Annotated in this window: 12 protein-coding genes; 8 read left to right on the top strand and 4 right to left on the bottom strand. The window is 61.9% G+C overall.

The features are described 5' to 3' along the window. Nucleotides 1–573: 573 nt before the first annotated feature. Nucleotides 574–2,490, bottom strand: coding sequence for a TolC family outer membrane protein (locus R8L07_14155; protein MDW3206674.1), 1,917 nt, complete (start codon nucleotides 2,488–2,490; stop codon nucleotides 574–576). A gap of 579 nt (nucleotides 2,491–3,069) precedes the next feature. Here R8L07_14155 and R8L07_14150 point away from each other — a divergent pair. From R8L07_14150 to R8L07_14130, 5 genes are all read left to right on the top strand, one after another. Further along, on the top strand, nucleotides 3,070–3,846 hold the full coding sequence (locus tag R8L07_14150; protein ID MDW3206673.1) for an ABC transporter ATP-binding protein: 777 nt from the start codon (nucleotides 3,070–3,072) through the stop codon (nucleotides 3,844–3,846). A 134-nt stretch (nucleotides 3,847–3,980) separates the two neighbouring features. Continuing rightward, on the top strand, nucleotides 3,981–4,757 hold the full coding sequence (locus R8L07_14145; GenBank protein ID MDW3206672.1) for an ABC transporter substrate-binding protein: 777 nt from the start codon (nucleotides 3,981–3,983) through the stop codon (nucleotides 4,755–4,757). A 112-nt stretch (nucleotides 4,758–4,869) separates the two neighbouring features. Beyond that, nucleotides 4,870–5,562, top strand: coding sequence for an ABC transporter permease subunit (locus tag R8L07_14140; GenBank protein MDW3206671.1), 693 nt, complete (start codon nucleotides 4,870–4,872; stop codon nucleotides 5,560–5,562). A 9-nt stretch (nucleotides 5,563–5,571) separates the two neighbouring features. Next, a complete protein-coding gene (locus tag R8L07_14135) occupies nucleotides 5,572–6,333 on the top strand; it encodes an ABC transporter permease (protein MDW3206670.1) in 762 nt (253 codons plus the stop codon). A 264-nt stretch (nucleotides 6,334–6,597) separates the two neighbouring features. Then, nucleotides 6,598–6,954 (top strand): PilZ domain-containing protein, encoded by a 357-nt coding sequence (locus tag R8L07_14130; GenBank protein ID MDW3206669.1) that lies wholly within the window; start codon nucleotides 6,598–6,600, stop codon nucleotides 6,952–6,954. A gap of 27 nt (nucleotides 6,955–6,981) precedes the next feature. On the opposite strand, the gene R8L07_14125 is transcribed toward R8L07_14130, so the two are convergent. The 3 genes from R8L07_14125 to R8L07_14115 all read right to left on the bottom strand — a co-directional run bounded on the left by R8L07_14125 (nucleotide 6,982) and on the right by R8L07_14115 (nucleotide 9,587). Next, entirely contained in the window at nucleotides 6,982–8,157 is a 1,176-nt protein-coding gene (locus R8L07_14125; protein ID MDW3206668.1) for an MFS transporter, read from the bottom strand. A gap of 69 nt (nucleotides 8,158–8,226) precedes the next feature. After that, on the bottom strand, nucleotides 8,227–8,937 hold the full coding sequence (locus R8L07_14120; protein MDW3206667.1) for a FadR/GntR family transcriptional regulator: 711 nt from the start codon (nucleotides 8,935–8,937) through the stop codon (nucleotides 8,227–8,229). Nucleotides 8,938–9,053: 116 nt separating this feature from the next. After that, nucleotides 9,054–9,587 carry a hypothetical protein gene (locus tag R8L07_14115; protein MDW3206666.1) on the bottom strand — a complete coding sequence of 178 codons (534 nt, stop codon included), beginning with the start codon at nucleotides 9,585–9,587 and terminating at the stop codon, nucleotides 9,054–9,056. Nucleotides 9,588–9,694: 107 nt separating this feature from the next. Between R8L07_14115 and R8L07_14110 the strand changes: the two genes are divergently transcribed. The 3 genes from R8L07_14110 (at nucleotide 9,695) to R8L07_14100 (ending at nucleotide 12,321) form a co-directional block, all read left to right on the top strand. Continuing rightward, complete coding sequence (locus tag R8L07_14110) at nucleotides 9,695–10,513, top strand: N-formylglutamate amidohydrolase (GenBank protein MDW3206665.1); 819 nt, start codon at nucleotides 9,695–9,697, stop codon at nucleotides 10,511–10,513. Between the two features lie 69 nt (nucleotides 10,514–10,582). Beyond that, entirely contained in the window at nucleotides 10,583–11,728 is a 1,146-nt protein-coding gene (locus R8L07_14105; protein MDW3206664.1) for a carboxylate-amine ligase, read from the top strand. A gap of 2 nt (nucleotides 11,729–11,730) precedes the next feature. Further along, the gene (locus tag R8L07_14100; protein ID MDW3206663.1) at nucleotides 11,731–12,321 is read left to right on the top strand and encodes a cysteine dioxygenase family protein; all 591 of its coding nucleotides are present in this window, start codon (nucleotides 11,731–11,733) and stop codon (nucleotides 12,319–12,321) included. Nucleotides 12,322–12,374: the final 53 nt, after the last annotated feature.

Here is a 12,374-nt window from a genome sequence, read left to right as displayed (position 1 = left end):
GTCTTTCAGTCCTTCTCTCGATTTTCGCCGCCGTCTTTTCCCCCGCCCCCCGATCAGCCAGACTGTGTCTGCGCTGCAGGGCCAATTCGGGGATGAGGCGACCCGCGGACGGATTCCCGGCCCGCGTACATCTCTCCGCTAATAGATTGCTCACAGGGGCGTTCCGATATCCACAAAAACCTACTAAACTTTTACAGATTTTTTATTAAAATTGTTTGTATATTGAAAAATAGAGGTTTTTTCGAATGCCCTTTAGGGAATAGGACTCTGATCACCCACCCGGAGCAGGGTTCCTCATCGGTATCCGGCTACCGGATTCCGACTGATCCCCCTTGGTACATGGTGCATTCCCGACGCGCCGGGCAGGCGCATCGCAGCTTGTCCAGACAGCAGGGACCGGTCGCCAAGAAGGTCACAAGCAGCAAAAATCCAAGGAAGTGTTTCTCTGGTAGAGCTTGAGCTCCGCCTCACAAGACATGGCGCAAGCCGCCCTGGGACAGGATTGCGTGGACAGCGCCGACTCGCGGTCGGTCGCCCTTCTCACCCGCCCCAACAAACCGTTGGCTGGCGTGTCTACTCGTCAAAGAGTGAGTAAGGCGTCTCGCTGACGGCGCGCGACGGTATGGATACCGCCGGACCGATCGGCTGAGCCCGATGCGTCTCCCGCGCCACCTGACCGCTATCAGATGTAAAGCTCGGCGGCCCCTGCAGCGTCGACTTGTAGGAAGCCGCATCGACCACCGGCCCATCGAGCTTGGCGGTGGGGGTCGGCGGCGGCAGGGATTCGGAGCGCACGACCGGTTCCACCGGAATCTCATCCAGCGACGCATTGGGGTCGAGCGGAATCAGCGGATCGAGGGGGGCGTTGGGGTCAAGGGGCGCCAACGGATCGAGTGAATCCGACGATCCACCGGATGCGTTCGGGTCGAGCGGCGCCAACGGATCGAGCGGCGCATTGGGGTCCAACGGCGCCAGCGGATCGAGCGGACCGGAAGAATCAAGCGGGCCAAGCGGGTCGAGGTCCGGATCCAGCACGGTACCGCCCCCGGGCTGCCCGCCGGCGCCTGCCCCGAAAGACCGCTCCAGCTTCACGCCCTCGGGCGGGGACGGGTCAAGCTCACTGCGTCCCTCGCCGATCTGTGGCACATCCAGGGCAGCCATCAACGTGCCGCCTGTCGCGAGAATCCGATAGATGCTGAACAGTTCGAGGAACTCGGTCGTGACGAGGTTCCCCTTGGCAATGAACAGCTCGTTTTCGGCATCCAGCAATTCAAGCAGGTTGCGCCCGCCGACATTGAACTGCTGCCGATAGGTTTCCCGCACCCGGTCGTTCGCCTCGACCTCGCGACGCTGCGCCGCCAGCCGGTCGCGCGAACTGGTCAGCGCGTTCCAGGCCAGGCGCATTTCCTCTTCCGTTAGGCGAAGCGCGCGATTGTGCCGCTGGCGCGCCTCGCCGATCCGGTGGATCAGTTCCTGCACGCGGTTGGTATCCCGGCCGCCGCGGTAAAGGTTGTAGTTCACACGGATCAGGGCTGACGCGCTGAGGTCCGCCCCGCGGGACCCATCCTCGTTCCGGGCCGCATTTCCGTTCAGCTCCAGATTGACCGTCGGCCAGAGAGCCGACTTGCCGGAGCGGTATTCCTGGCGGACGGTTTCCAGATCGGCGCGTGTCACCGCGACAGTCGGATTGTTGCGCAGCGAAATGGCAACCGCATCTTCCAGAGTCTGCGGCAGCGCCCACATCGGCGGCACCGGCCGCACCAGTTCCTTCGGGGATTCCCCGATCACACGGACATAGGTGGCGTCCGCGTCGCGTAGCCGGGCCTCCGCCTCGGTAAGCGTGGCCTGCGCGGCCGCGAGCCGGGATTCGGCCTGCTGGACATCGGCGGTGGTGGCTGCCCCACCGGCTGCCTTCGTCTCGACCAGTTCCAGGGTCAATTCGTGTTGGCGAACGTTGTCTTCCGCAATGGCCGCCAGTTCACGCTGACGCAGCGATTCCAGATAGGCCTCAATGGCATCCAGACCGATGAATTCCGAGGTTTCCCGCACCCGCCGGGTTGCGGAAACAACGCGGCTTTCCTGACGGGCGACATCGGCATCGGTCGCGCGGCCGTCGAAGATCATCTGGGTCAGGGTCAGGCTGGACGAATAAGTTGGCATGCCGAAGCTGCCCTCGGCTTCACCGCGGGCAAAGGACGAACCGTCCCGGGTTGCTTCGTAGCCCGCGGACCCGGTGTAGTCCACGACCGGGTAATACTGCCCGCGCGCCTGATCCAGCTCGTACTCAACCGCGCGCTTGTTCTCCGCCACGATCCCGATATCCGGGTTGGTCTGGAGCGCCGACCGCACGGCGTCCGCCAGCGAAATGGCGTGCACGGGCCCACTCGCAAACAACGACGCGGCGGCGAGGGTGGTCCCGGCCGTCGCCAGCATGGCCCGAAGCGACTTCCGCCGCCCCTGCGTCTGGTCTTTGCCTTTGGTTGCCTGCATCGCTCCCCTCGCCTTCGGCCGACTTCAACGTCCTGCCGCCACACCACTCTCCCTTGGGAATGACAGCGCTTTACCTATCAATACTTAGTATCAAGCACAGGATATACTAAATGCGCGCCCAACTCACCGCAACGCATGCACAAGCAAATTCCCCGCAAATGACAGCGATCTGCAAAAATAATCGAAAGAACAGACTCCGTGCCTCCCGAATGGACCAGCAGTCTCCTATAAATATCCCATTGATCCGACTTGGGAGCCCACCATCATGGTAAATTTACACTCTTTGTTCCCAAGAATCGCGAATCAGTGGTCAATTTCAAACGCCTGAAGCGGCAACCAGGCCAGCTGCACAGGGATGGAATTGCGTGTTGTGACGCCGTCAAAAACCTTCCATACTCCGCCCCAATGCAGGCGAACCGAGCCTGACGGCACCATAGCCGACGGGCAAAAATGCGGGCAAACCGCGATCCGGAGCACGAATATCCGGACCCGGGGATCGGGGATCTGCAGTCAGGGATTGTCGGTCGGGGGACCGTGATCGGGAGTGGATCGGGGTAATTCAGGGGCAAAAAGGTCGGTATGTCGCAAGCGAACGCCACGCTGGTTGTGGAGGACATCCACAAGAGCTTCGGCTCCGTCGAGGTCTTGAAGGGAGTATCGCTGACGGCCCAAAAGGGTGACGTCATCTCCATACTCGGCTCCTCCGGTTCCGGAAAAAGCACCTTCCTACGTTGCATCAATCTGCTGGAAACACCGAATTCCGGTCGTGTCACCGTAAATGGTGAGACCATCGAAATGCGGGCGCGCGCCAATGGCGAGCCGGTTCCGACCGACCGGAAACAGGTCGAGCGGCTGCGCACGAAACTGGCCATGGTCTTTCAGGGGTTCAATCTGTGGTCCCACATGACGGTCCTCGAGAATGTGATCGAGGCCCCGGTTCATGTGCTGGGCATTTCGAAGTCCGAAGCCGTGGACCGCGCCAGCAAGCTGCTTGAGAAGGTCGGCATCTACGAGCGGAAGGATTACTACCCCGCCCATCTTTCGGGAGGCCAGCAGCAGCGCGCGGCAATCGCGCGGGCCCTGGCAATGAACCCCGATGTCATGCTTTTCGACGAACCGACTTCGGCGCTCGATCCGGAACTTGTCGGCGAGGTGCTGAAGGTCATGCGCGATCTGGCCGATGAGGGCCGGACGATGCTGGTCGTCACGCATGAGATGTCATTCGCACGCGATGTTTCGAACAAGGTCATATTCCTGCATCAGGGCCGCATCGAGGAAGAGGGCATCCCGCAGGACATGTTCGGCGCTCCGAAGTCGGAGCGTTTCAAGGGATTCCTGGCGAAAACGCGCGAGTAACGGCGGGTCGCTGCGGAAGATATGGTCGCGTAGGGACGGAGGTCCCGCCCGAACGCGCCCAGAACCAAACGAATTCCCGATCCGGACATATCCCGGTACGGGTTTCGGGCACTTCAACAAGGGAGTACAAGGATATGCGTTTCAACACACTGGCATCCGCGGTCCTGGCCGGCGCGTTCGCGCTGGGTCTGGGTTCCGCGCAGGCGCAAGACTCGCTGCGTATCGGCGTCGAGGGGGCCTATCCTCCGTTCTCCGAAAAGACGGAAAGCGGTGATCTGATCGGTTTCGACATCGACATCGCCAACGCGCTCTGCGCCGAGATGAAAGTCGAGTGCACCCTGGTCGAACAGGACTGGGACGGCATCATTCCGGCCCTGCAGGCCAAGAAGTATGACGCCATCGTGGCCTCCATGTCGATCACCGCCGATCGCAAGAAGGTCGTCGACTTCACCAACAAGTACTACAACACGCCCGCCAAGTTCGCGGCCAAGGACGGCATGTTCGATTCCGACACCGCCGAAGCCCTGGCCGGCAAGCGGATCGGCGTGCAACGCGGCACGATCCATGACGATTATCTGACTTCCACCTACGCGAACTCGGAAATCGTCCGCTACGGCACGCAGGATGAAGTCTACCTCGACCTCACCGCCGGCCGCCTGGACGCCATCCTGGCGGACTCTCTGGCGATCGACGAAGGCTTCCTGAAGACCGATGCCGGAAAGGGCTACTCCTTCTTCGGCACGGACCACAACGATCCGGAATACTTCGGCGAAGGCGCCGGTATCGCCGTCCGCAAGGGCGAGGACGACCTGCGTAACAAGCTGAACGACGCGATCGCGACGATCCGGTCCAACGGCACCTACGACGAAATCCGCAAGAAGTATTTCGACTTCGACATCTACGGAGGATAATCGCTTTTCCGGCCGGGGCGCGTATCCGATACGCGCCCCGTTCGGTTTTCGCAGAAACTGAATTCGTTCGACCCTTTCAGAACCCTCATTCGGAAAGCGCCCGCTGAGCCCCATGGAAGATGTCTGGCAATATCGGGAACTGATTTTTTACAAGGGCGGGGCATTGACCATTCAGGTTGCCCTCCTGTCCCTGGTCCTGGCCACGCTGTTCGGATTGCTGGGCGCATGGGCAAAGCTTTCGAAGAATGCGGCAGCCCGCGGTGCCGCCGAAACCTACACAACCGTCATTCGAGGCATTCCAGACCTGGTGCTGATGCTGCTGGTCTTTTTCCAGGGTCAGATCATTCTGAACCGGTTCGGGGAATGGGCGGGCCTGTGGGATTATGTCGAGATTGATCCGATGACAGCCGGCATCGGCACGATCGGATTCATCATGGGTGCCTATTACACGGAAACCTTTCGGGGTGCCTATCTGTCCATCCCGACCGGCCAGATCGAAGCCGCGATCGCCTGCGGCATGAGCAAGCCGCTGATCTTCCGGCGCATCATATGGCCGCAACTGGTGCGCTACGCGCTTCCCAGCTTCACCAACAACTGGCTGGTACAGATGAAGACCACCGCCCTGGTCAGCCTCATCGGACTGCAGGACATCGTCTACAATGCCAATGCCATCGGCCGGAAACTGCGTGAGCCATTCACCTTCCTGTTCGCGGCCCTGCTGTTCTTCCTGGTCATGACCGCTGTATCGGAAATCGTGCTGCGCTATCTCGAGCGCCGCTATTCGGCCGGCGTCCGGCGCGCCTAGGGGGACAGCATGGACGACGAAACCGAAATCTCCCCGATCCAGGAATTCATCATCAACGCCGTTTTCGACTACACGGTGGTCGTCGACAATTACATGGCATTCGTCACAGGGGTCTGGAATACGGTCACCCTGGTCGCCCTGTCGCTGTTGATCGGCGGCCTGCTGTCGATCCCGATGGCGGTGTTGCGCGCGGAGCGGCATCCGATCTTCAGCCCGCTGATATGGTGCTATACCTACTTCCTGCGCGGCACGCCGCTGCTGATCCAGACTTTCCTGATCTATTACGGTCTGGGCCAGTTTGAGGTCGTTCGGGACAGCTTCGCATGGCCGGTGCTGCGGGAGGCATGGTGGTGCGCCCTGATCGCATTCTCGCTCAACTCCGCCGCCTACACGACCGAGATCTTTCGCGGGGCGATCGAAGCGACGCCCTACGGGGAGATCGAGGCAGCAAAGGCGGCCGGCATGTCGCGCTATACCATGCTGCGCCGGATCATCCTGCCCAGCGCCTTCCGTCGCGCCCTGCCCGCCTATTCGAACGAAGTGATCTTCATGCTGCACGGCTCCGTTGTCGCCTCGACCGTAACGGTGATCGACATTCTGGGCGCCGGCCGCTTCGTCAACGGCAAGTATTACATCTACCTGGAAGGCTTCCTGACCGCGGCGATCCTATACATGATTCTGGTCTATCTGATCTCGCGCGGGTTCAAACTCTGGGAACATCGCTGGCACGCCCATCTGCGGCCCAGAACCGAGCCGGAACCGGCGGAGTAGTCCGAGATACCGATTCTGGTGGGTCACTGAGCACCGGACTCAACCACTGGACCAACCCGTCCTATTTGGGGTGGCGGCGCCAAGCGCGTACCACAACTTGTGCCTGAGCACTCGGAACTCATTGATTTTGTGATATAAATATCAGTTAACGTCGGGATTTTCCCAAATTTATCTAAAATGTCTCGTATCCGGATTCGGGTGATTCTAGCCTTTGCTCGTCGCCAGAAGGCGGCGTTGGAGCATCGGCCTAGGAGGGGCATTGCGATGATCTGGAAATATGTCCGCGAGCCCAAGCCCGCGGGTCAGGAAAATCGGCGTCGTCACCGGCGCCACCGCGTTCAGCGGACCCGAGCCCAAATTGATCGGGCAAATGCGCAAGTCATCGATATATCGGAAAGCGGCGTTCGGATTGCCGGCGCGCCGGGATGGGTCGTGCCCGGTCAGGGCCTGGCATTGCGGCTCATCTTCTCGACCCTGTGGCGGGACGTTCAAATCCCGGTACAGGGACGGGTTCTGCGCCGCGGTGACACCGGCACGATCGTGGTTTACCCGCCCCCGATCGAGGAATGGTCTCAATCGCTGGCAAAGCTGGTTCGCGCCAGCGCCCCCATGACGCCTTGATTGGACGGAAACCCGGGTCGGGGCCTTTCAGGCCTTGGCCCGGGCCGGAGACGGTGTGCGATCCAACAGCGATACGGCGCCGGTAATCAGGAACAGAATGGCCAGACCGTACGGCAGGGCGGCCGAGCCGAGATACTCCATCGCAGGCCCGAAACCCAGCGGACCGGCCGTAGTACCGATCCCCCACATGATGGCGAACAGGGCACTGCCGGTTGCAAGCCGCCGGCCACGGAACCGCTCCCCCAGTATCGCCAGCGCCAGCGTGTAGGGCGCAAAGGACAACCCGCCGAACAGCACCATATAGGCAAGCCCTGTCCAATGCGTCAGGTCGACAAACGGCACCAGGGCCGCGGCCCCGACAACGAGGAACAGGATGATCGTCAGCAGGCGGGTTCGCGCCATCTTGTCGCTGAGATAGCCCAGCGGCAACTGGAACAGGACAACGCCCGCCGCCATCGCCGCGAGCGGCAGGGAGGCCTCCGCGTCCGGGACGCCGGCCGACAGGGAATAGGAAGGCAGAAGCCCCAGAATGACCCCGTCCAGTATCCCGAACAGCGCCACCACGATGAGCAGCACCGCCGCCTGTCGCAACACCTGCATGACAAGATCGCCGTGCTCGCTCAAATCTTCGGCCTCCGCCAGGGGATCCTTCTTGCGGAAGGCCAACACCGGCATGAAACACAGGCCGATCAGGAATCCGGCCGTCACGAATGGAACAAAGCCCTGGTATCCCGTCCAGGTCACGGCCAGCGAACCGATGGCGAAGCTGGATGCCATCGCCGCGACATAGATCGCCATGGTTCTCCCCCGGCTCTCCTCTGTCGCGATGGCATTGATCCAAGCCTCACCGGCTGCGAACAACGCCGTAACGGCGATCCCCAGGACGAACCGCAGAATCAGCCAGACCGTATAGTCCGGCATCACCGGGAAGAGCATCAATGTGAAGATGGCCAGGAAGGTGCTGCCCGCCAGCAACCCGAAGGTCCCGTACAGCCGTACCATGCGCGGCACCAGGAACCCGGCGACGAAGACGCCGAGGCCGGATGCCGTCGCGTTGATGCCGATTGCCGCCTCGTCGAATCCATCCGCCTCCAATGATAGGGCAATCACCGGATAGACGAACCCGACACTGAACGAAAAGGCGCAGATCGTTCCGATCACTGCCACCATTTCGAACAGTCTTGAATGCAGGAAACCAGCCATGATGGCTGCATGCCCAGAAAAAGCGGAACTGGCAAGAACAATCGTATAGCGCGTATTGAAATCGCCGACTCAGTGGGTGTCGCTGCGCCGCGTATAGTGATCCCGGGCCCAGACGACATGGCGTCGCATCGCCATGGCCGCGCGTTCTGGATCACGCGCTTCGATTGCGTCGACGATGTCGGCATGGTGGGCAATGACGGTGGCATCATCTTCCGCCGTCGCGAACAGTTCGGTGCGGTGATACTTCAACATTTCGGCCAATGTGCCACGCACCACCCCGAGCAGATGGCGATAGACGACGCTTTCCGACGCTCGCGCGATCTCCATGTGGAAGGCGACATCCGCGGCGGCCTTGTCCGGACAGTTTCGCTTCATCGCTTCCAGCGTCTCGCGCAGAGCGGCGACGCTGGCTTCCGTAGCATTCTCGGCCGCCCGCCGGGCCGCCCAGACCTCGATCTCGCAACGCAATTCCATCAGATCGAGCATGTTGCCCTTGTCGAGCCGAACGAGCTCGGCCAGGGCCGGGTCGGAAATTGCCGCCTGGGACACGACCCGTGTGCCGCCGCCCTGAACCGCGTCCAGGAATCCCTGCGCCTTCAACGTCTGAAGCGCAGCACGAACGGACACGCGGCTGACCTCCAGCATGGCGGCCAGCTTCCGCTCCGCGGGCAGGTTCTGGCCCGGCTCGATATCGCCGCTTGCGATAAGTTTCAGTATCTCCGTGGCTACCCGATCAGCCACGCGCTCACGCCGATCCAGCATGTGCGATGTATCCGGCACGCGCGTATCCCCCAAGGTAACGCCTCTCCCAAGGCCTAAGACCCTATCATTTCGGGCGCGCCTTGGCAGGCCCCTTTTTCGACTGTCCGTTTTCGAACCCGCTCAGGACCCGGTGATCATCCGCGGATCAGAAGCCAGATCCTGGCGACTTCATTGGTCGAAACATCGGCCAGATCGGCGACCCGGCGAAGGCTGGCACCATCCCGTAGCAGCCCGGCGATCAGGCGGAAACGATCTTCCTCCGACGCCCGGTAGCGACTGGGACGGAATGTCGATGTCGTGCGTGGCCGGGCGGGGCCGCGCCCAGGCCGCTCCTTGTCCAGTCCGCGCGCTTCCGCCTCGCGCTTGGCCATCTCATAGCGATAGCGTTCGGCCCGCTCATAGGCCTCGGACATCCGCATCCGCGCAGCGGCCCAGGCCTCGAAATCCGATCGTCTTGCCTTGCGTTCCTCTGCGCTGATCCGACCGTCGTCGCGCTCGGGATGGGTCTCCTCGATCGCTTCCTCGACCGACATGCCGTGAATCGCCGCCATGCGCTCCGCCGCCTCACGCGCGGCCGCACGTTCCCCGTCGATCGTGGCGCGTTCCATAACGCCTACGATCTTGCGGAAGCGCTCGCGCTCCTTGTCGTCGAATGCCTGTGCGGGCATGTACCGGCCCCGGTTTCATCGTGTCGAGAGCCCTTAAACTAGCGCGGGATTCGGTGCCTCGCCACCGAGCTTTTCAATTCCGTCGCGGCCAGTATGATGCGCGCGCCATGCAGTGTGCGCCGACTTCTACGCTCCATTCCGAGAAGCTACTGACCGCCGAGGACCCGGCGCCCGTAACCGTGCGCAACAGGAACGGAACAGGGCCGGGCGTGATTGTCTGCGACCACGCCTCCAACACCGTCCCGCGCAAGCTCGGGTCCCTCGGCCTGCCGGAAGCGTCCCTGCGAAAACACATCGCCTATGACATCGGGGCGCGCGGCATCGCCGAGGTCGTCTCGGACATGCTGGACATGCCAGCCATCATCGGCGGGTTTTCCAGGCTGGTGGTGGACCTGAACCGACCGGAAGACGATTTCACCTGCATCCGCGAGATCTATGACGGGGCGGTTATCCCCGGCAATCGTCGCCTTTCCCCGGCAGAGCGGGCGGCAAGGATCGAGGAGTTGCAGCGGCCCTATCACGATGCAGTCACTCAGGCGATCGAACGGAAATGCACTGAGTTGCCCGTGCCGGCGCTGATCTCGATGCACAGTTGCACCGACCTGTACCGCGACGAGCGCCGTCCCTGGCATATCGGTGTGCTGTCCAATCGCGACCGGCGCATGGCCGAACGCGTGCTTCAGCGTCTGGCCGCACACCGCCCGGATCTCACCATCGGCGACAACAAGCCTTATTCCGGCATGGATCCCTACGGCCATACGGTCGAACGGCATGCCCTGCCCCAGGGCCGTCCCAATGTCCTGTTCGAAGTCCGCCAGGACCTGATCGGCGATGCCGCCGGCCAGCGGGAATTCGGAGAATTGCTGGGCACCATTCTGAAGGAAGTCCTGGGCGACCCCAGCCTGTTCACCCGGTTTCAGGGTTGACGGCGCCCCCGGCGGCCCGACAGCATGGGCCAGCAACATCAGCCGGGATGAAATCCTCCAATGAGCCAGATCGATCCGCCGCCTTTCACCGTCGGCATTGAGGAAGAATATCTGCTGGTCGATCCGGCGACCGGCGAACTGGTCAGCGATCAGGACGTTCAGGAAGCCATCATCGAGGACGTCCGTGCCGCGATCACCGACGAGATCGGCATGGCGACGCCGGAATTCCTGAAGGCACAGGTCGAAGTCGGGACCGCGGTCTGTCATTCGCTTCAGGAGGCACGCGACCGGCTGCGGACCCTGCGCACCGAGGTGGCGGAATCGGCCGGCAAGCGTGGTCTGGCCCCCATCGCCGCATCGACGCATCCGACGGCGAAGTGGCTGCGCCTGCAGCACACCGACAAGCAGCGCTACGCCATGCTGGCAAACGATCTGCAGGAGGTCGCGCGGCGCCTCGTGATCTGCGGCATGCATGTCCATGTCGGTGTGGAAGACAACGAGCACCGCATCGACCTGCTGGGACAGATCGCCTATTTCCTGCCGCATCTGTTGATCCTGACCACGTCATCCCCCTTCTGGCAGGGGCGCGACACCGGCCTGAAGAGTTACCGCCTGTCGGTCTTCGATGAGTTGCCGCGAACCGGCCTGCCGGAGCATTTCGATTCCTGGTCTCACTATGAGAAGCATGTCGAGGCCCTGGTGGAATCCGGCGCGTTGGAGGACGGGTCGAAACTGTGGTGGGACATCCGCCCGCATTTCAGGTTCCCCACGCTGGAAATGCGCATCGCCGACATCTGCACGCGTCTGGATGACGGCATCGCAGTCGCCTCGATCTATTCCTGTCTGATTTCCATGCTGCAGAGACTGCGTCGCAAGAACCAGCGCTGGCGGAAGTATTCCAATATGCTGATCCGCGAAAACCGCTGGCGGGCACAGCGCTACGGTTTCGACGAGGGGCTGATCGATTTCGGCATAACGAAAACGGTCTCCTATCCCGACCTGCTGGAAGAGATTATCGAATTGACGGCGGAGGACGCCGACCGGCTGCGCTGCGTCGACGAAGTGGCGCATACCCGCACAATCCTGAAACGCGGCACCAGCGCACATAATCAGGTCAGAACCTATCGCGAAGCGATCAAGGCCGGAAAGTCCGAGGAAGACGCGCTGAAGGCCGTCACCGATTGGCTGATTCAGGCCACCGTGAAGGATCTCTGAGGATGAGCGTGGGCAAGCAGGATCGAGATGCCGCCGTCTCCCAGGCCATGTCAGGCATCCGCGCCATTCTGGACCCTGACGTGACCGTCGACCGGCTGGAACAGGCCAAGCAGGTGCTGATCCGACTGTGCGACCGCAGTGATCTCTTCAACCACGACGCCTATCCCCTGCCCCCCGGCGACGAAATCGAAAGCACCTATCTGATCCAGTGCGACGATGACGGACGCTACGCGCTCTATGTCAGCTGCGCAAAGCCGGGCATGGCCTACCGCCCGCATAATCATGGCGGCTCCTGGGCCATTATCGGCGGCGTTCAGGGACGCGAAAGTCACCGCATGTACGAGGAAACCGGCGACCCGGCCGATCCGATCGACCACCGCGCCACGCTGATGGTCCGCCCTGGGCACGCGGTCTCCATGATGCCCGACGGCATCCATGCCATCGAGGTGGAAGGGACGGAGCCGATTCTGAATCTGCACCTGTACGGCCATCGTTTCGAGGACCAGATGGCCCGATCCGAATTTGATGAGGCCTCGGGTGAGCGGTTTGTGTTCAGACTGGAAAATGTTGGGGAAATCGTCGACCTGCTCTGACGCGGTGGCTTGCACAGCCGAAAGAACCGATTACCTCGGTATCTGACGAAACG

Source organism: Alphaproteobacteria bacterium (genome assembly GCA_033344895.1).
Classification (GTDB): Bacteria; Pseudomonadota; Alphaproteobacteria; order UBA8366; family Aestuariispiraceae; genus Pacificispira.
This window is presented reverse-complemented; position numbering and strand designations above follow the sequence as displayed.

What these genes read in the sequence shown, in the direction of transcription:
- R8L07_14115 (MDW3206666.1), bottom strand. Translation starts at nt 9,587, where the DNA reads ATGCCCGCACAGGCATTCGACGACAAGGAGCGCGAGCGCTTCCGCAAG.
- R8L07_14125 (MDW3206668.1), bottom strand. Translation starts at nt 8,157, where the DNA reads ATGGCTGGTTTCCTGCATTCAAGACTGTTCGAAATGGTGGCAGTGATC.
- R8L07_14100 (MDW3206663.1), top strand. Translation starts at nt 11,731, where the DNA reads ATGAGCGTGGGCAAGCAGGATCGAGATGCCGCCGTCTCCCAGGCCATG.
- R8L07_14130 (MDW3206669.1), top strand. Translation starts at nt 6,598, where the DNA reads ATGATCTGGAAATATGTCCGCGAGCCCAAGCCCGCGGGTCAGGAAAAT.
- R8L07_14155 (MDW3206674.1), bottom strand. Translation starts at nt 2,490, where the DNA reads ATGCAGGCAACCAAAGGCAAAGACCAGACGCAGGGGCGGCGGAAGTCG.
- R8L07_14145 (MDW3206672.1), top strand. Translation starts at nt 3,981, where the DNA reads ATGCGTTTCAACACACTGGCATCCGCGGTCCTGGCCGGCGCGTTCGCG.
- R8L07_14110 (MDW3206665.1), top strand. Translation starts at nt 9,695, where the DNA reads ATGCAGTGTGCGCCGACTTCTACGCTCCATTCCGAGAAGCTACTGACC.
- R8L07_14135 (MDW3206670.1), top strand. Translation starts at nt 5,572, where the DNA reads ATGGACGACGAAACCGAAATCTCCCCGATCCAGGAATTCATCATCAAC.
- R8L07_14140 (MDW3206671.1), top strand. Translation starts at nt 4,870, where the DNA reads ATGGAAGATGTCTGGCAATATCGGGAACTGATTTTTTACAAGGGCGGG.
- R8L07_14150 (MDW3206673.1), top strand. Translation starts at nt 3,070, where the DNA reads ATGTCGCAAGCGAACGCCACGCTGGTTGTGGAGGACATCCACAAGAGC.